Source organism: Lentzea terrae, assembly GCF_003265345.1.
Taxonomy (GTDB): Bacteria; Actinomycetota; Actinomycetes; order Mycobacteriales; family Pseudonocardiaceae; genus Lentzea; species Lentzea terrae.
Genome location: NZ_QFWW01000021.1, coordinates 122,120 through 138,354, shown reverse-complemented (window position 1 = coordinate 138,354; position 16,235 = coordinate 122,120). Strand labels below are relative to the sequence as shown.

Sequence of the window (16,235 nt, the reverse complement as noted above, 5' to 3'; positions counted from 1 at the left end):
CGAAGGCGAGTAAAAGTCGACAAGCTGAAGCCGGTACCGCGTACCGCTCGGAAGTCATCGCCGCTCCTGCTTCGCAGCGAGGCGACGAAGGACACGGAACTTCTCGTGTGCGACATGAGCTCCGGTGCCAGCTCAGCTACCGTTCCTCACCGACAGCACACTGTCCACAGTGGATGCGGATGTCACCCATCGCCTGCACGCGATCATCGAACAGATCTTCGCCGACCTCGCCAACGGGCCGCTGGCCCCATCTGGCCACCGGGCACCTCAACGCTCGATCGTTTGGAACTCCAGGCCCACAATCACGTACCGGCGGGTGTGATCGAACCCCGAAGTGTCGAGCGATCGGATGGCATCACGCGAGGGAAGTCAGCCGGAGATCGCCTCGAAGACCTCCGGGCTGGTGGTCGACTCGACGATCGTCGAAAGGTTCTGCACCAGCCCACCTCGTCCAGAGTCCGCCTCCCGCCCCGCGTCGTGCTCGACATCGACCACCTCAGCCAGCAGATCCTTCGACCTCGACGTGATGCCGACGTGTTTGAGCACGGCATTCAACACCTTCCCCGAGCAACTCCTTGCCCTCGACAAGCGACCAAATACGGTCAGGGTGTGCATCGCCGTCGCGCGGGCTCAAGTCCGTGCACCTCTGACACGACCGCAACCGTCGCGCGCCGACATCCTCGGGCGGACCACCGCCGCGTCTCTGCTGACCCAATCCCCGGTATCAATAGTCGCGCTTCCGCAGGATCACTCACCTCCCATCGCTGCTGGCGGCCCCCCTGCGGGTACATCAGGTGTATCCGTCGTCGACCAGCGATGCGCAGTGGGCGCTGCTTGAGCCGTTGCTACCGCCACCGGGCAACACCGCGGGCAAGGGTGGGCGTAGCGAGAAGCATCCACGCAGGCCCGTGCTGGACGCGATCTTGTATGTGGTGCGGGGCGGGATCGCCTGGCGAGCCCTCCCCGCCGACTTCCCGCCCGCCAAGACTGGCTATGACATCTTTCGGCGATGGGTGAAATCTGGTGCGTGGCAACGGATTCACGACGCACTGCGTGACCGTCCGGGTCAGCACCGGCCGCTCGCCGTTGCTGACTGCGGCGGTCATCGACTCCCAGTCGGTGCGCGGCGCGGACACCGTCCCGGCCGCCAGCCGGGGCTGGGACAACGGCAAGAAGGTCGGCGGACGTAAACGCCACATGGCTGTGGACACCCTCGGGCTGCTGCTGGCCGTCGTCGTCACCGCGGCCAGCGTGCGGGACCGCGACGGGGCACAACTCCACATCCTTCGCCGCCGACGACCGGCCAAGCAGAACCAACCAGCCACCGAGCTGTACAAAGACGAGATAGAGCAATCGCAGCACCACGCCCACGATCATGCCGTCAGACCGACAGAAACCCGATCACTGCAGCTCAGCGGACGAGTGCAGAGTTCCGGCATCCCACACGCGGCACGACGGGAAGTCCGGCGTCACGACGGGAAGTCCGGATCGACGTACTTCGGCATCTTCGCGAACACCTTCACGATCGCCCAGCGCGAGCCGTCCTTGGAGTGGCCGTTCGAGACCCGCAGGTCGTGGGTGTCCTCCCCGAACTCGTCGTGCTCGACGATCACCTGCATCATCGCCCGGTCGTCAGGGTTGTCCGGCCACGGGTGGATGCTGAGCGCCCGGATCGTGGGGCTGTCCTCGAACACGTCCGGCGCCACCCACGACAGGAGGTCCGTCATGTACTCGGGGCTGACGACGCCAGTTCCTTCGCGCAGCACCTGCACGTGGACAAGTGGCTGGTTGAGCCGCACCATCTGCCCCGACGGGCGGCCGTTGCTGACCTGTGGAGCATGATCCAGGGCGCGGCGGCACCGGGGGCACCCGTTCCGGCGCCCGAAGTGGTTGCGGCAGAAGTACTGGTCACAGGCCTCGCACCGGCCGCCGATCGGGTTCGCCACGGCAACGTTGCCCGGCATGAACCGGCCGATGCTCATCCACGCGGCCGTGCACCCGCGTGCATCGCAGCTGCAGAACAGCTCGTCGAGGCGCGTGTCCCACATGTCCTGCCGGGTCAGCGGCTCCACGGGTGATTGCCGTGATCCGTGATAGACGATGGTCGCCGCGAGCTCCTGGGCCTCGGCGAGGGCCGGGTAGACGCTCAGCACGGTGAGCACGCAGTCGAGGGCCGAGCGGTACCGGCCGGCCAGGATCAGTTCGCGGGCGTCGTCGAGGAGGGCCCTGGTCCAAGGAGTCATCATCACGGTCCACTGTGGATGAAGGGAGCCCAGCGGCCGGGGTCGCCGGGATGCTCGGCACGCAGGTCGCGGGCGAGGCTGTGCAGGGCGCGGGGTGCGAGGTCTGCGGACTGGAGGCGTCCGTAGAAGCGGTGGGCGGCGTCGGCGGCCGTGGCGTCGTCGATCGGCCACAGAGTCGCGATAATGTGCCGGAACCCGGCGAGCTGGAAAGCGGAACCGATGTGGATGGCCTCGTCGGCGGTGCGTCCCCGGACTTCGGCGGTCGAGCAGGCGGACAGGTAGACGAGCTCGGCGTCGTCCAGCCGCAGCCGGCTGATCCGCGGGACGTCGAGGACACCGTCGTGCAGGTGGAGGCCGCTGCTGGACGGCTCGGCGGGGTTGCTCGTAGCGTGGCAGGCGAAGTGCGCCCACGTCGAGCGCTGCAGGGCGGCCAGGACGTTCGTGGTGGTGGCCGTGTCGTCGGTCAGCGGCTTCACTCCGGAGTGGCGGGCGTGCAGCGCGAGCGCCTCGGCGACGGTGCCGGGCAGGGCCGGTTGGCCGGCCGTCTCGCGCACGGCGACGGTGAGTTGAGCATGTGCTGCGTCAGCACGCTTTCGTCGGCTGTGCTGCAGAACGCGAAAAGTAGGCACGTAGGACGAGATGACGCGGTCCAGCACTGCGGGCCCGTCCGGCAGCCCCGCGGCGTGCAGCGGCAGGAGGCTCGTCTCTCCGATCAGCACCCACCACACACGCGGCCACTGCCCGATCGGAGTCTCGACGCAGCCAAGCGCTTCGAGCACCGGGGCGGCGACCTGATCCCAGAGCCAGGACAACACCTGGGGCACAACGCGTTGACGCGCAAGTGATCCGGAGATCGAGCTGGTGCGGGTCGCGTCCAGCAGCAGCCTGGTCTGCGCCGCCACGCCTTCCGGGGTCACGCCCGGCAAGGGCAGCGCGGTGATCCCGTCCTCGCGCACCAGGATCGCGTCACTGCGCGACGGCGCCACGTTCAGCACGACCACGGTGCCTCCCGCGGCGATTCGCTGGAGGTCAGCGGCCTGCGGTGCATGGAGAAAGCGCTCGAAGCCCGGCACGGCGCGGATCCGGCCGAGCAGCCGGTCCCACTGCTCCGCCTGGTCCCCCGCCACCCGCGCGTCCCGCAGTGACCGGAACTCGGCGACCAGCTCGGGTGCGACCGACGAGAGCTCAGTGAGGTCGGTGCGCGTGTCCAGGGCGGCCGCGAGCAGGACGCCGCGGCCGAGTTCGGCGACCTCCACCGCGCCGCAGGGATCCCCGGCGTCGAGGTGGGTGGCGACGGCTTCGCTGACCAGCCCGGCGTGGCTGCCCAGCCGGTGTTCCTGGTCCGCTCTGCTCAGCTCACGGGGTGCGACGCTCTGCAACGCCTGCACCGCCGTCCGGAACGAACGGGCGGCGGCGCCGGTCGCTCCCATCCGGCTCAGCGCGCCTCCGACCTCGCGGGCCACGTACACCTGCGCCATCGGTGGCGCGGCCATCAGACCGGTCGCGTGAGCGGCCAGCCGTTCGGCTCTCGCGTGCTGGTCCAGGCCGGTGGAATCGTCGAGCGTGTAGACGATCGCCAGGTTGTTGAGGCAGTTCGCCCGGTCGGGGTGTCCAGGCGGGGTGGCCTCCAGCGCCCGCTCGCACCGGTCGACGGCAGCGGCCAGGTCGGCGGGCTCCGCGCTGTGGCGGAACCGGGCGGCGTACGCGGTTCCGAGGTTCGTGAGAGTCAGGCCCAGCTGGTGGAGGTCGGTGGAGACGACCGCCACGGCCTGCTCGCCGTACTCGACGGCCTTGGTCAGGTCGGCGGGTCGCTGGTCCCAGCCACTCTCGAAGAGCCTGCGGAAGGCCACGCACAGGTTCGACAGGTACTTCGACCGGTCGGGGTGACCCACTGGAGTCGCGGCCAGCGCTCGCTCGTCGTACTCGGCGGCTTGGCGCAGATCGCTGAGCTTCCCGAGGTGGTCGTACCGCAGCTGATAGCTGTTGGCGAGACCGGACAGCCGGAGGGCCAGAGCCGGGTCGTCGTCGGGGGTGGCCGCCAGCGCCCGCTCGGCCAGGTCGAACCCCGCACGCAGATCCTTGAGATCCCCGAGGTGGTCGTAGCGCGTACGGTACGCGGCCCCGAGGTTGGCCAGGTGCCAGACGTGGTCGTCGGACGGGCTCGCCGCGACCGCGCGTTCGAGGTGGTCGATGGCCAACTGCACGTCGGCGAGGACGCCGACCCGTTCGTAACGCCGCAGGAGGCTCGTGGCCACGTTGGACAGCAGGCCGGGCAGTTGGGGATCCCCGGCCGGGGTGACAGCGACCGCGGCTGTCCCGTACTCGACGGCGGCGTCGAGGTCGGCGACGTCCCCTTGCGCCCGGTACCGGGTTTGGCGAGCCAGACCGAGATTCGACAGGTACGTGGCGTGGTCGGACGGGTTCGTGCCGACGGCCACGGCTCGTTCGGCGTACTCGATCGCGGTGTCGATGTCGGCCGGATCACCGTGGTGCTCGAACCACTTCTCGTGCGCGATGGCCAGCGCGGAGAGGAGGACCGCATCGGCCGGGCGGACGGCCAGGGCCCGCTGCCCGCTCTCGATCAGGACGCGCAGGTCGGCAACTGCCCTGCTGTGCCGGTAAATCCTGGCGTAGGCGCTCGTGAGGTCGGCGAGACAACGCGCTCGCTGGCCGGGATCGCGCGAGTGGGCGACGCCGTCCTCAGCGCGCTCGACGCTGGAGTTCAGGTCGTCGAGCGAGCCGGTGTGCTCGTACCGCACGAGGTAGGCACCCGAGAGGTTGGACAGGCGGATCGCGCGCTCTAGATCTTCCGCGGGACTCAACGCGACCGCCTGCTCGTAGCGATCCACGCACGCGTCGATGTCGGCCAACTCACGCGTGCGGTCGAACCGGGCCCGGTAGGCACTGCCCAGGGTGCCCAACGGAAGCACGCGCACCTCGATGTCCGCGGGTAACGCGGCCACGGCCGATTCGCCCCGCTCGATGGCGGTGTCCAGATCGACCGGGTCCCCGGTGAGTTCGAACCTGGTCAGGAAAGCCGAGGCCAGGTTCATCACCGGGAGAGCCCAGAGCAGGTGGTCGCGCGGGATGATCGCCAGCGCCACCTCCGCCGAGTCGATGGCGGCCTGGAGATCCACCGGATCGCCGAGCAGTGCGAACCGGGCGGCGTGTACGGCGCCCAGATCGGCCAGCTGGCCACCTCGGTCCGGGCCGCCCGGCAACGACGCCTGCGCGCGGGACAGGAGGTCGATGGCGACCGTCAACGCGCACCAGTCAGCGGACGCTTCGCCAAACGCGTGGAGGGAATGCGCCAACTCGGCCTGCGCGCCGGGATCCGACGCGGCGCCGAGCAGCGGCCGCACCGATGCCGGGAGTTCCTCGTCGGCGCTGTCGTTGGCGCTGAACAGGAAGAGCGACAGCGCGAAGACATCGAGGGCGTCTTTGTCCTCGATCGCGGTGTAACGCGCAAAGTGAAACCACGCCAGCACGTACGCCTCTTCGCACGGCTCACGTCCGAGGCCCGCCGCGGACAGCTCTGGCAGCGCGGCCCGGCACAGCGCGTCGGCCTCGGCGAGTGCTTGGTCCTCGAGCACCCGCCTAGAAATTCCAGCTCGTGCGTAATCGTTCATCCGCGACTCGAGGGAGGCCACGAGATGCTCGGTCATGACGCCTCCCCAGAAACGTTTGATCAGTCACGGATAGTATCCACTCGTGCACGACGACGAACGCGCGGCGTTGGCGAGGCTGTGCGACCAGCTGCCGGGCCTGCGCGCAGAGATCGCCAAGCACCCGGCCGCCACACGGGAGCTGCTGGCGCGCATCGAGTCGCGGGCCCGAGCAGGCGAGCCGGTCCGCGCGCTGCTCGACGACCTGTTCCCGCCCGACCAGGCCGGGGTGACGCGCACGTTCGAGGCGTTGCCGTCGCTGGGGCCTGGCCGGTCCAGCGAGGAGCGGTTCGGCTGTCCCGCCCGGCTGTGCGACCGCGAGGCCACGACGAAGCCCGCCGGGCCGTTGCCGCGGTGCTGGCTCACCGGCCGGTTCATGCGACGGCTGGCGGGCTAGGTGAGCGACTTCTACAAGGAGCTGGCCAAGCAGCTCGCCACCAGGTGGGTCTCGATGCTGGCCCTGCCCGGCGTGCTGTTTCTCGCCGCGGGCTGGATCGGGTTCCGGCTCGGCCACGCCCACGCCCTGGATCTGCGCCGGTTCACCGACACGGCGACCGGTGCGGCCGCTCAGGTCGCCCGCTGGCCAGGCGCCGCGCAGGCGTTGGGCCTCATCGGTGTCGCGCTGGCCGCTGCACTCGTCGGGCTGGTCGTCCAGGCGCTCGTCGGTCCCGTGCGCGCGTGGTGTCTCGGGCAGTGGCCACGGCTCCTGGCCACAGCGCTGACCGGCAGGCGACGACGCCGATGGACCGCCGTCGTGCGCCGGCGAGAAGAGCTGCAGGAGCAACACCCACCGCACGCCCGGACGCCAGAGCAACAGCAGCGGATCGACCTGATCGCGGGCCGTGCCAACAACATCGCCCTGGCGGAGCCCGGCCGGCCGACGTGGATGGGCGACCGCGTGCACGCGCTGAGCCAGGTCACCGTCAACCGGTACGGGCTCGACCTCACCTTCTGCTGGCCGCGACTCTGGCTCGTGCTCCCGGAGAACACCCAGACCGAGATCAACACCGCGCAGAGCGGGTTCGCCGCCGCGTTGTTCACCCTCACCTGGTCGATCCCCTACCTGGTGCTGGGCGCGTTCTGGTGGCCGGCGCTGCTCGCCGGCCTGGTGATCGCGGCGGTGGGCCGGGCCCGCGCGCGCGACCGGATCGGGGTGCTCGCCGAGCTGACCGAGGCCGCCCTCGACGTCCACGGGCGCGGTCTGGCGATCGCGCTCGGCGTGTCTGACGAGTCCGTGACGGGGCCGCTCGATCCCGAGGAAGGTCAGCGCATCACCGACATCGCCCGCAAGGGGCGGTGAGTCAGCCGCCTGACGTGACGATTCCCTGCTCGTACGCGAACACCACCGCGTGCGTGCGATCCCGAAGCTCGAGTTTGGCGAGCACCCGCGAAACGTTTGTTTTCACGGTCGTCTCCCCCTGTGGGGTGCCAAAAACATGGCTCAGCGGCCTGACCTGCGGATCAAGCCGCTGCAGGTTCGTACTCGTTGATCAAGCCGCCGACCCGCCTGCTCGTTGAGCATTTCTATGACAGCCTGGTCCTGGAACCCTCCGTCCTCCTGGACGAGGTGGAGGTCCGACGGCGCCGGTGGGCAGCAGCGGTCGCGGAGGCCGACGTTGACCAGGATCGATGGAGTCGTATCGCCGCGAGCCTGACGCAGGCCGCTTCCGGCCGTCAGAGTCAGTCGCTTGGTCAGCGAGTTTCGCAATCTTCCGGAGAGCACGTCGAGCTTCATCCCGATGTGTGATCGCTGCGCTCGCGGTCAGGGTCGTGTCGACGAGCCCGTCGGGCCAAGGCCGCACGGACCGCCGCTTGCTCGTTCTGCACCCGCCGTCGTTCGGGGGCTTGTCGGACCCGCTCCCGCAACGACCTCGACAAGCTCAGCCACAACGGCGTGAGCAGTACGAGTACTACTGCGGCAACGGCGATCTTGCCGTCGCCCGACTCGAGGACCGCCTTCCAAAACGCGAAGAAGTCGCTCGTGGACTGCTTGAGAAGGTCTTGCACGTCGGCTCCCACCGCTGATGCAGGAGCGCGGACCGCCCTGACTAGGCGGCGTTGAGCAGCACTCCTCGACTGACCGTGGCCTGGGTCGTTCGAGGAGAGTTCGGGCCTCGGGGAGCGCGACCTGATGCCGCCACCAGAGGCCAAGACCGAGAAGGAGCGGACCGCCGCGTTGAGAGTTCTCGAACTTCTCCGCGACAGTCCCGCTCTGGAGACGCCCCCGCCCTTGCAGGCCCCGGAGCCGGTCGACGACACGGCGGACGGCGACCCTCAGGACAGCGACAGCGCGTCGGACGGAGCGACGTGACTCACCTCTCCAAGCGTGAGACCTGTGGGGTGACAAAACATGGCTCAACGTGTCTGACCTGCGGATCACGCTGCTGCAGGTTCATAGTCGTTGATCAAGCCGCCAAGCACGCGCCGACGACGTACGGATCTACAGCCCGGCTCTCCGGTCGGTTGATCAGGTCGTGGCGCAATATGGCGCAGTGCTCGGTGCGGTCGCCGGTGGTTGTAGTGGTAGACGTAGCGGTTGAGCACTGACTTCAGGTGCCGCTCGTTGATGATCAGCAGCCGATCCGTGAGCTCGCGTCTAACGGTGCCGACGAACCGTTCTGCGTAGCAGTTGGCTCGTGGACATCTCGGTGGGATCTTCACAACGTCGATGCCGGCGTCCGTGAGAACGGAATCGAACGACGCCGTGAACTGGCCGGCCCTGTCACGAATCAGGAAGCGAAACTCGTTGGCCCGGTCGTCCAGCTCCATGAGGAAGTTGCGAGCCTGCTGTGTGGTCCACGGGCCGTCAGGGTTGGTGGTAGTGCCGAGGATGTGGACGTAGCGGGTGCCGACTTCCATCACGAAGAACACGTACACCCGTTTCAACGTGACGACGCAGTCGACGTGGAAGAAGTCGCACGCCAGCATGGTCTCCGCTTGAGCACGCAGGAACCGCCGCCACGACGTGTCGGAGTCTCGAGTCGGCGAAGGCGGAATCCGAAGCCGCTTGAGCACCCGGCGAACAGTCGACGCGGATGTCCGGTGGCCGAGCTTGAGCAGCTCACCCTGGATACGCCGATAACCCCAGCCCGTGTTCTCCCGCGCCATACGCTCGACCAACGCCATCACGGTCTCATCGACCCGCGGTCGACCAGCCCGGTTCGGGTAGGTCCACTTCTTCGCGACCAACCGTCGATGCCACCGCAACACCGTGCCCGGAGACACCAACCGGTGCTCCCGCAGCCACACCGGTAACTGCCGCACCAACGCGGCCAGAACTACACGATCAGCCCAATCCAACCGCGGACGGCGCTGACCCCGACGCAACACCGCGACTTCGTGCCGCAACACCAACAACTCGACGTCCTTGGCCGCTGACGACCGGCCGAGCAGAACCAACCAGCAACCCAACTGGACAAAGACGAGATAGAGCAGTCGCAGCGCCACACCCACGATCATGCCGTCAGAACGACAGGACCCGATCACTGCAGCTCAGCGGACGACTGCAGTTTTCTGGCACCCCACAGGGCATCGCGTGGGTGATGTTGTCCTACCGGTGTCAGGTGAGGTAGGTGTCGGTTGGTGGCCGCGGCTGCGCCCGTGGCGCCGGAGCTGATCTGCACAGGCCAACTTTTGACTGATGCAATCTTTGGGGACTCGTCAGGTTCATCACCATGACTCTTCCCTGAGGATGACGGAGAGCGTCGCCGTAGGAGGAAGAAGGACCACCAACGTCCCACTACGACTGGACGAGCAAGTCGCCGACGTGACGAACGAGCTGGCCGCTGAGTTCAGCAGTGCGCACCCAAGGCGACGAGGATCGTGCAGCCGGTCGCGGCCCGATCGATCCGTTGGGGACGGCACCAGCGCGTGTGGGTCCGGCGTCACCGCTCTGCCGATCCGGATGGCCGCGACCGCGAGCGCGGAGGCGATCCTGGCGACCTGCCTCGGGGCAGGTCCGATCAGTCGCCCACCGACGTGCAGCTCAGCACGACCAACCTGTCGTCGCCGAACAACTCCCCCACCGCCGGGTCCTCGACCCAGAGACGCCGACCGTCCCGCATGACAGCCAACACGTCGTTGCCGCATTCCAGTGGCGAACTGCCGACCTCGTCCGGCATCACCGGCCGTTCCACCACCGCCCATTCCAGGTCGGGCAACTCTTCGTACGGAAGGCTTTCGATCTTGAGTGCCCACTCGCCCACCCGGTCCGCGACCAGGACGGTGTCAGCACCGAGGTACTCGACGAGCTCGTGCAACTGTGTACTGCGAACCAAAGTGGTGATCGTGGCGTTCTCGTTCAGGCTGCGTACGACCGAGGTGATGCGCAGCGCGAGGGCGTCGTCGGTCACCGCGACGACGATGTGGTCCGAGGTGTGCACGCCGGCCGACCACAGCACGTCAAGGCGCCAGCCCTCACCTGCCACGGCGTGCACACCGTCCACTCCGGCCTGCGCGATGCGCTCGGGATCGGTGTCGACGACCGTGAAGTCCGTCGCATGTCCTCCGGCGAACAGCGCGCTCAGGACGACACGGCCGCGGGCGCTGTAGCCGATGAGCACGGCGTGTGAGCGCATCCAACGTTCCTTCATCGTGCGCGGGCGGGTACCGGCCGCCGATCCTTCCGGCCGGTACCCGGATCTCCCGTGGTGGTTTGGCGCGGACGCTCGCCCGACCGGTTCGCGTCCGCCTCCGACAGTCTGCCGGAAGCCCGCATCATGCAACCTTGCGAGGCCCTTTCGATGAGATCTCATTGTCGTGACGAGCGCGAGCCGCGTGGGCGTCCGCCGGTCCACAGGTAGATCCCGCCTACCACTGCGGCCATCACCAGGACTCCGAGCAGTGCGTCGGAGCCGCCGCCCTCGTTCTCCTGAGCGAGGTTCTGGGTGCTGGGCACGTTCGGCACAGCCTGGCGAGCAGTGGGAGTGGGCGCCGAACTGGCGGGCGTGACCGGTGCGGCAGCGAGCGCGGCGAGCGGAATCGCTTCCGTGTCGTTGAAGTCGACCATGCCGGTCGCTTCGAGGACCTGGATGTGGTCGAGCACGACTTCCATGCAGCGCTTGGCGAAGTCGCGGATGAGGGTGTTGCGGGTGCCGGTGCGGACGACCGCGAGGAACTTGTAGACACCTCCGTGTGCCGCGCGCAGGCGGTTGGCGAAGATGCGGTCGAACTCGACGCTTCCGGCCGGGGCGTTGGTCATTTCGGCGATCCAGCCCTGCTGGTCGGCGTTGGCCTCGCTGGGCAGCGGAACGTTGAGCGTGCGGCCGAGTTCGAGGACTTTGGCGTCCAGTTCGGCGTGCCCGTCGATCAAATGCCGACCGGCTTCCTTGACGAGCGGGTTGGCGGACTTCTGCAGACCGAGCCGTCCCGCAGGCCCTTCCCACAGCCCGGCCAACCGCACCTTCACGAGCATGTCACGACCCGCAGGTCCCATGGGACCGAACTGGGTCTGCGTGTACTCCGACCCGAAGTCGGGCTGCGCCGATGCCAGCGGGACCGAGAGCGAACAGATGATCGCGATCGCCGTCACCACCTGGGCGAGACGTGTGAGCACTGTGGATCTCCCTCCGCGTACAGCGGTGAACGTGTGTGCTGACACGGAGGGATACGGATGATTCGGGCAATCCCGATTATTGCACTGTGCAAACGTTACTCAGCCGTTACCAACACAGACGGTGCAGTAATGCGGGCCCAGCGGGCGATCCGAACCGGTCCAGCCTGCCTGATCGGCCTGTAGCCAGAGCAGGTCCCACGCGACTCGACCGGTAGCGCTGGTGCGGCGAGAACGCCCGCATCCGTCGCACACGAGAATCGTTCCCGTGAGGCCGTCGTCGGTGGTGGGCATGCCCGTCACGACTCGTGATGACCTTTCGTCGTCCCGAGACAAGCGTCAGCCGCGTCTCAGCGGCCGACGCCTGACCTTCCCCGGAAGCGCGCAGGCACGCGCCCAATCACGGGCGTTCACCCGCGGCGCCAAGCATGCCGGACACGTGCACTGTGCAACCTTACGAACTCCTTCCGAAGACACACATTTCCGTCAAGATGCGGTCACCATGGCAACGTGATAAAAGCAGCACTGGAAACCAACGAGGAAAAGCAGGACATGGATTTCTCCGTGCTGCTCGTGGACGACGACGAGCGCATCCGCCAGGCACTCGGTCTCGCTCTCGCCGACGAGGGCTTCGCCGTGGACGAGGCCGTCTCCGGCGAGGACGCGTTGAGCCGCCTCGACACCGACACGTTCGACGTCGTGCTGCTCGATCTCATGCTGCCCGGTGTGGACGGTCTGCAGGTGTGCCGCACGCTGCGCGCGCAGGGAGATCTGCCGATCATCATCGTCACCGCGCGCACCGACACACCCGACGTCATCGCCGGATTGGAGGCGGGAGCCGACGACTACGTGACCAAACCTTTGGTTGCAAGCGAACTGGCCGCGCGCATCCGAGCGCTGTTGCGACGGCGCGGCGGCCCGAGGCAGAACATCTCCTACCGCGTCGAGGACCTCGAAATCTGGCCGGACGAGGGCGTCGTCCACCGCAGCGGTCAGGAAATCCGGCTCACCCGCACCGAGTTCCGCCTGCTCGCCGAACTCGCGATCGCGGGCGGGCGGATCGTGACCAGGGAACAACTGCTGCAGCGGGTGTGGGGCTACGACTACTACGGCGACACCCGGCTGCTCGACGTGCACATCCGCCGACTCCGGACCAAGGTCGAGCACAACCCGGAAGACCCGGTGTTCGTGCTGACCGTACGCGGCTCCGGCTACAAGATCGGCCCTCCGAGGTGATGGTTCGCCGTCCGTCGCTGCGCTGGCGGGTGGCCGCCGCGCTCGGCCTCGGCTCGGTGCTGGTCACCAGTCTGCTGGCGCTCGCCACCTGGAACCTCGCGTCGGACTACATGCTCAGACAACGCCTGCAGGCCACGACCCGCCAGGCACAAGTCAACCTCCGCCTGGTCGAGGAGGCCGTCCGCACCAACTCGGACGGACTGACCGAACTGCTGACCGGCCTGACCACCAACCCCGACTCGACGATCATGCTGTTCCGCGCGGACGAGGTGCTGACCAGCGGACGGCAGGTCGACCCCGCCGTCGTACCTGACGACCTGCTCGCCATGGCCCGCGACGGCACTCCGGCCAGGCAACGTCTGCGCGCGGACGGAATACCGGTGATCGCGGTGGCCCAGTCGCTGGCCGACGGGCGGGGTGTGTACGTAGAGCTCTTCCAGCTGGTCCAGCTGGACCGCACGTTCCGGTTCCTCAGCGGCCTGCTGATCGCAGGAACAGTGCTCAGCGGCCTGATCGGCGTAGGGCTCGGCTCGTGGGCCAGCAGACGCGCACTGAGGCCGCTGACCGAGCTGACCGCCGCGGCCTCACGCATCGCCGGCGGAGATCTGAAAGCACGGCTGCCGGACCAGGCCGACCCGGACCTCGGCCCGTTGGCGAACACATTCAACTCCACGGCCGACGCACTGGAGCAACGAGTGCTGCGCGACGCCAGGTTCGCAGGCGACGTCAGCCACGAACTCCGGTCACCGCTCACGACGATGGTCAACGCGGCCGCCGTGCTGCGTCGCAGACAGGCCGAGCTGCCCGGCACCGCGGGCAAGGCACTCAGCCTGCTCACCTCCGAGGTGGACAGGTTCGCACGCATGGTGGTCGACCTGATGGAGATCAGCCGTGCTGACCAGGACGCCGACCGTGAGGACTTCGAGCCGCTGGATGTCGGCGCACTCGTCCGAGGCGCCGCGAGCCTGCGACTGGATCCGGACGTCGAGATCGTCGTCGAACCGCCACCCCCGCTGGTGCTCGGAGACAGGCGCAGGCTGGACCGGGTGATCGGCAACCTGATCGAGAACGCCGAACAGCACGCAGGAGGTGCCGTCCGGCTCGCGGTGCTCCACCACCGCGGGAACGTCCGGCTGGAGGTCGATGACGCGGGCCCCGGCGTCCCCAGTGACATGCGGACGCAGGTGTTCGAGCGGTTCACCCGCGGCACCAGGGCCGGCAGCCGCGGCACCGACACCGGCAGCGGGCTCGGCCTGGCGCTCGTCGCCGAGCACGTCCGCCGTCATCACGGTCGCGTGTGGATCGAAGATCGACCCGGTGGTGGAGCGCGGTTCATCGTGGAACTCCCGGAGGCAGCTGCATGAGAACCGTCATGGCCGTCGTGGCGTGCCTCCTGATGACTGCGTGCGGAGTGTCCACTCAGGACGAACCTGAGCCTCTTGGCACACCGACGGTGTCCGGTGAGGCACCCACCCCCGTCGTGACGCAGCGCCCCCACCATTCGACGCCGGCATCGAGTTCGAGCACTCCCGCCACGTCGACGGCGCCGACGCCCACTCCGTGAGCGATCGTTAGCGACTCGTCAGGTTCGGTCCCGCGCAAATTCGGACAGGATGGGAGGAATCCGCCGGAAGGACCTCGTTTTGACCCGAAGCCGTTCCATGCCTGCCGACGCGGAGGCCGTCTTCGACGTCGTCTCCGACCTCGACAACATGACCACCTGGCTGCCCGACGCCGTCGAGGTCGAGCTGTCCGGCCCCAACCTCATCCGGCTCTGGTTTCCCGGCCGCCACACCGATGTCGACGTCGAGCGCAGGGTCACCGTCGACTGGGACCGGCTGCGCATCACGTGGGGAAGCGAAACCACGACCAGCTGCTCAGGCACCCTGCAGGTGCTCCGGCTCACCCCCGACCGGAGCGCGGTCAGCGTGCGACTCACCGGCCCGCCCGGTGCATCAATGAGCTCGGTCGACGCCTGGGTCGAGGCAGCACTGGACGCACTGCAAACGGTCGTTGCCGCCGAAAGCCGCACAAAACAGGCAGTGCACCAACCTGCTCGGTGATCACAGCACCGTGGTTGCGGTACAACAGTCGCATGACTCGGTCCAAGGCCAGTGCGAACGACATCGACGCGCTCACCGACGCCGTGCTCACCGCGTCACGCCTGCTGGTCGCCGTGTCCGCACGCTCGCTCGCCGCAGTCGAGGACACGATCACCCTGCCGCAGTTCCGGATGCTCGTCATCCTGGACAGCCGAGGACCGATGAAACTCAGCTCGCTGGCCGAACTGCTGGACGTCAACCCGTCCACCGCAACCCGCATGGTCGACCGCCTCGTGGCGACGGAGATGATCGCTCGGCAGCCCAACCCGGCTACGCGCCGCGAGGTCGTCGCCGAGCTGACCAACGCAGGTCGCCGCGTCGTGCGCGGCGTGACGCGGCGGCGCCGCGCGGCGATCGGGAGGATCGTCGCGAAGATGTCCGAGGATGAACGACGGGGACTCGTCGAGGCGTTGACCGCGTTCACCGAAGCAGGCGGCGAACCTGCCGTGACCGCTGGAGACCTCGGCTGGATCTGACCACGTCAGCCCAGCCACTTCCCGGCGTCGATGGCGACCACCAGCGATACCAGCGCGATCATCGTCCCGATCACGATCTGGTTGATCTGGACGACAGAGCTGACGTCGGCGCGTACGAGGAACGCGGACGCCACAAGCGCTGCCGCTAGACCGATGTTGACCGTGCGCAGCCATGGAACGTCCAAGGGCGCCACTGCGCGCAGCATCCCCGCCAGCATGATCACCACGGCGAGGACCAGCGAAACCCAGTAGGGCCGGAAAACCTGCTGTGCGGCTTGGAAATCGAGCAGTGGAGGAGCCGCGATCAGCCACACGCCCGCGAGGAACGTGAGAGTTCCTGTTCTGGCTTCCGATCGACGGCGCTGTTCTTCACGCACACAGCAATCTTTGCCGTGAGCAAACGAAACGACGGCGCGTCACGTGGATCGTAGGAAGTTCGCAAGGGATGGCCGCGCGATTCGTCAATAGCCTTCCGCCATCCGCCGTCACACTGCTTGAGATCCGAGAGGACGACCATGCTGACCGCGATGACGGCAGCGGCCCTCACGCTGGCCGCGCTCAGCCCACACCGGCCGCCGCGCCGCCTGGGAAAGTCACGATCGACGTCGTGACGGTCAACGGTTCCGGTTGCCCGGCCGGAACAACGGCCGTCGCGACCGCCGCCGACAACACGGCGTTCACCGTGACTACAGCGACTACCTCGCCCAGACCGGTGCCGGCGCCGATCCCACCGACTTCCGCAAGAACATAACAGCCACGGTGGGGGTGCGAGTCGCACCACTCGCACCCCACAGTCGCGGTAGGGATCATCCGCAGCGCCGTCCTGAGTTCACGCATTGCACGATCTGCGCCATCGTCTGCTCGGAGTTGACGTTGGCGAAGTCGTTGTGGTCGGAGAACGGGTTGTGGTTCTCCTCCGGGAACGCGTCGAGCTGGTACTGGCCCTTCTGCTGGACGTCTCG

Annotated in this window: 16 protein-coding genes and 2 pseudogenes; 10 read left to right on the top strand and 8 right to left on the bottom strand. The window is 67.9% G+C overall.

Annotated features, from left to right (window positions below; translation table 11 throughout):
* Positions 1 to 369 precede the first annotated feature (369 nt).
* On the bottom strand, positions 370 to 546 hold the full coding sequence (locus DI276_RS50220) for a hypothetical protein (RefSeq protein WP_157984942.1): 177 nt from the start codon (positions 544 to 546) through the stop codon (positions 370 to 372).
* 251 nt (positions 547 to 797) lie between these two features.
* On the opposite strand from DI276_RS50220, the pseudogene DI276_RS26035 reads away from it, so the two are divergent.
* Positions 798 to 1,275, top strand: a pseudogene (locus DI276_RS26035) (IS5 family transposase); the annotation flags it as partial.
* A gap of 194 nt (positions 1,276 to 1,469) precedes the next feature.
* On the opposite strand, the gene DI276_RS51260 reads toward DI276_RS26035, so the two are convergent.
* Positions 1,470 to 2,246 (bottom strand): hypothetical protein, encoded by a 777-nt coding sequence (locus DI276_RS51260; protein WP_198680931.1) that lies wholly within the window; start codon positions 2,244 to 2,246, stop codon positions 1,470 to 1,472.
* On the bottom strand, positions 2,246 to 5,908 hold the full coding sequence (locus DI276_RS26020) for a CHAT domain-containing protein (RefSeq protein WP_112267902.1): 3,663 nt from the start codon (positions 5,906 to 5,908) through the stop codon (positions 2,246 to 2,248). The genes DI276_RS51260 and DI276_RS26020 overlap by 1 nt, the downstream gene beginning before the upstream one ends.
* 46 nt (positions 5,909 to 5,954) lie before the next feature.
* Here DI276_RS26020 and DI276_RS26015 point away from each other — a divergent pair, with 46 nt between their 5' ends.
* Positions 5,955 to 6,305 carry a hypothetical protein gene (locus DI276_RS26015; protein ID WP_112267900.1) on the top strand — a complete coding sequence of 117 codons (351 nt, stop codon included), beginning with the start codon at positions 5,955 to 5,957 and terminating at the stop codon, positions 6,303 to 6,305.
* The gene (locus DI276_RS26010) at positions 6,306 to 7,208 is read left to right on the top strand and encodes a hypothetical protein (protein ID WP_112267898.1); all 903 of its coding nucleotides are present in this window, start codon (positions 6,306 to 6,308) and stop codon (positions 7,206 to 7,208) included.
* A 1-nt stretch (position 7,209) separates the two neighbouring features.
* On the opposite strand, the pseudogene DI276_RS26005 reads toward DI276_RS26010, so the two are convergent.
* Positions 7,210 to 7,326: pseudogene (locus DI276_RS26005) on the bottom strand (DNA-binding response regulator); the annotation flags it as partial.
* A 68-nt stretch (positions 7,327 to 7,394) separates the two neighbouring features.
* Between DI276_RS26005 and DI276_RS26000 the strand changes: the two are divergent.
* Complete coding sequence (locus DI276_RS26000; RefSeq protein ID WP_112267896.1) at positions 7,395 to 7,655, top strand: hypothetical protein; 261 nt, start codon at positions 7,395 to 7,397, stop codon at positions 7,653 to 7,655.
* A 384-nt stretch (positions 7,656 to 8,039) separates the two neighbouring features.
* Positions 8,040 to 8,219: a hypothetical protein gene (locus tag DI276_RS25995; RefSeq protein WP_112267894.1), complete on the top strand. Its 180-nt coding sequence runs from the start codon at positions 8,040 to 8,042 to the stop codon at positions 8,217 to 8,219.
* Between the two features lie 65 nt (positions 8,220 to 8,284).
* Here DI276_RS25995 and DI276_RS51255 read toward each other — a convergent pair whose 3' ends face one another.
* From DI276_RS51255 to DI276_RS25980, 3 genes are all read right to left on the bottom strand, one after another.
* The gene (locus tag DI276_RS51255; protein ID WP_232836943.1) at positions 8,285 to 9,034 is read right to left on the bottom strand and encodes an integrase core domain-containing protein; all 750 of its coding nucleotides are present in this window, start codon (positions 9,032 to 9,034) and stop codon (positions 8,285 to 8,287) included.
* Between the two features lie 836 nt (positions 9,035 to 9,870).
* Positions 9,871 to 10,485, bottom strand: a complete 615-nt coding sequence (locus DI276_RS25985; protein ID WP_157984941.1) for an NAD(P)-binding protein — start codon at positions 10,483 to 10,485, stop codon at positions 9,871 to 9,873.
* A 173-nt stretch (positions 10,486 to 10,658) separates the two neighbouring features.
* Positions 10,659 to 11,462, bottom strand: coding sequence for a DUF4142 domain-containing protein (locus DI276_RS25980; protein WP_198680905.1), 804 nt, complete (start codon positions 11,460 to 11,462; stop codon positions 10,659 to 10,661).
* A gap of 549 nt (positions 11,463 to 12,011) precedes the next feature.
* Between DI276_RS25980 and DI276_RS25975 the strand changes: the two genes are divergently transcribed.
* From DI276_RS25975 to DI276_RS25960, 4 genes are all read left to right on the top strand, one after another.
* Positions 12,012 to 12,695, top strand: coding sequence for a response regulator transcription factor (locus tag DI276_RS25975; RefSeq protein WP_112267888.1), 684 nt, complete (start codon positions 12,012 to 12,014; stop codon positions 12,693 to 12,695).
* Entirely contained in the window at positions 12,695 to 14,059 is a 1,365-nt protein-coding gene (locus DI276_RS25970; RefSeq protein WP_112267886.1) for a sensor histidine kinase, read from the top strand. Before DI276_RS25975 ends, DI276_RS25970 begins: the two co-directional genes overlap by 1 nt.
* Before the next feature lie 249 nt (positions 14,060 to 14,308).
* Positions 14,309 to 14,758: an SRPBCC family protein gene (locus DI276_RS25965; protein ID WP_112267884.1), complete on the top strand. Its 450-nt coding sequence runs from the start codon at positions 14,309 to 14,311 to the stop codon at positions 14,756 to 14,758.
* Positions 14,759 to 14,790: 32 nt separating this feature from the next.
* On the top strand, positions 14,791 to 15,273 hold the full coding sequence (locus DI276_RS25960) for a MarR family winged helix-turn-helix transcriptional regulator (RefSeq protein ID WP_112267882.1): 483 nt from the start codon (positions 14,791 to 14,793) through the stop codon (positions 15,271 to 15,273).
* Between the two features lie 5 nt (positions 15,274 to 15,278).
* On the opposite strand, the gene DI276_RS25955 is transcribed toward DI276_RS25960, so the two are convergent.
* Positions 15,279 to 15,650: an SPW repeat domain-containing protein gene (locus DI276_RS25955; protein ID WP_456298523.1), complete on the bottom strand. Its 372-nt coding sequence runs from the start codon at positions 15,648 to 15,650 to the stop codon at positions 15,279 to 15,281.
* 68 nt (positions 15,651 to 15,718) lie between these two features.
* Between DI276_RS25955 and DI276_RS25950 the strand changes: the two genes are divergently transcribed.
* Complete coding sequence (locus DI276_RS25950) at positions 15,719 to 16,024, top strand: DUF4360 domain-containing protein (RefSeq protein ID WP_408610577.1); 306 nt, start codon at positions 15,719 to 15,721, stop codon at positions 16,022 to 16,024.
* The last annotated feature ends 211 nt before the right edge of the window (positions 16,025 to 16,235 follow it).

What these genes read in the sequence shown, in the direction of transcription:
- DI276_RS51260 (WP_198680931.1), bottom strand. Translation starts at nt 2,246, where the DNA reads ATGATGACTCCTTGGACCAGGGCCCTCCTCGACGACGCCCGCGAACTG.
- DI276_RS25975 (WP_112267888.1), top strand. Translation starts at nt 12,012, where the DNA reads ATGGATTTCTCCGTGCTGCTCGTGGACGACGACGAGCGCATCCGCCAG.
- DI276_RS25970 (WP_112267886.1), top strand. Translation starts at nt 12,695, where the DNA reads ATGGTTCGCCGTCCGTCGCTGCGCTGGCGGGTGGCCGCCGCGCTCGGC.
- DI276_RS51255 (WP_232836943.1), bottom strand. Translation starts at nt 9,034, where the DNA reads ATGGCGTTGGTCGAGCGTATGGCGCGGGAGAACACGGGCTGGGGTTAT.
- DI276_RS26020 (WP_112267902.1), bottom strand. Translation starts at nt 5,908, where the DNA reads ATGACCGAGCATCTCGTGGCCTCCCTCGAGTCGCGGATGAACGATTAC.
- DI276_RS25985 (WP_157984941.1), bottom strand. Translation starts at nt 10,485, where the DNA reads ATGCGCTCACACGCCGTGCTCATCGGCTACAGCGCCCGCGGCCGTGTC.
- DI276_RS25995 (WP_112267894.1), top strand. Translation starts at nt 8,040, where the DNA reads ATGCCGCCACCAGAGGCCAAGACCGAGAAGGAGCGGACCGCCGCGTTG.
- DI276_RS25960 (WP_112267882.1), top strand. Translation starts at nt 14,791, where the DNA reads ATGACTCGGTCCAAGGCCAGTGCGAACGACATCGACGCGCTCACCGAC.
- DI276_RS25965 (WP_112267884.1), top strand. Translation starts at nt 14,309, where the DNA reads ATGGGAGGAATCCGCCGGAAGGACCTCGTTTTGACCCGAAGCCGTTCC.
- DI276_RS25950 (WP_408610577.1), top strand. Translation starts at nt 15,719, where the DNA reads ATGGCCGCGCGATTCGTCAATAGCCTTCCGCCATCCGCCGTCACACTG.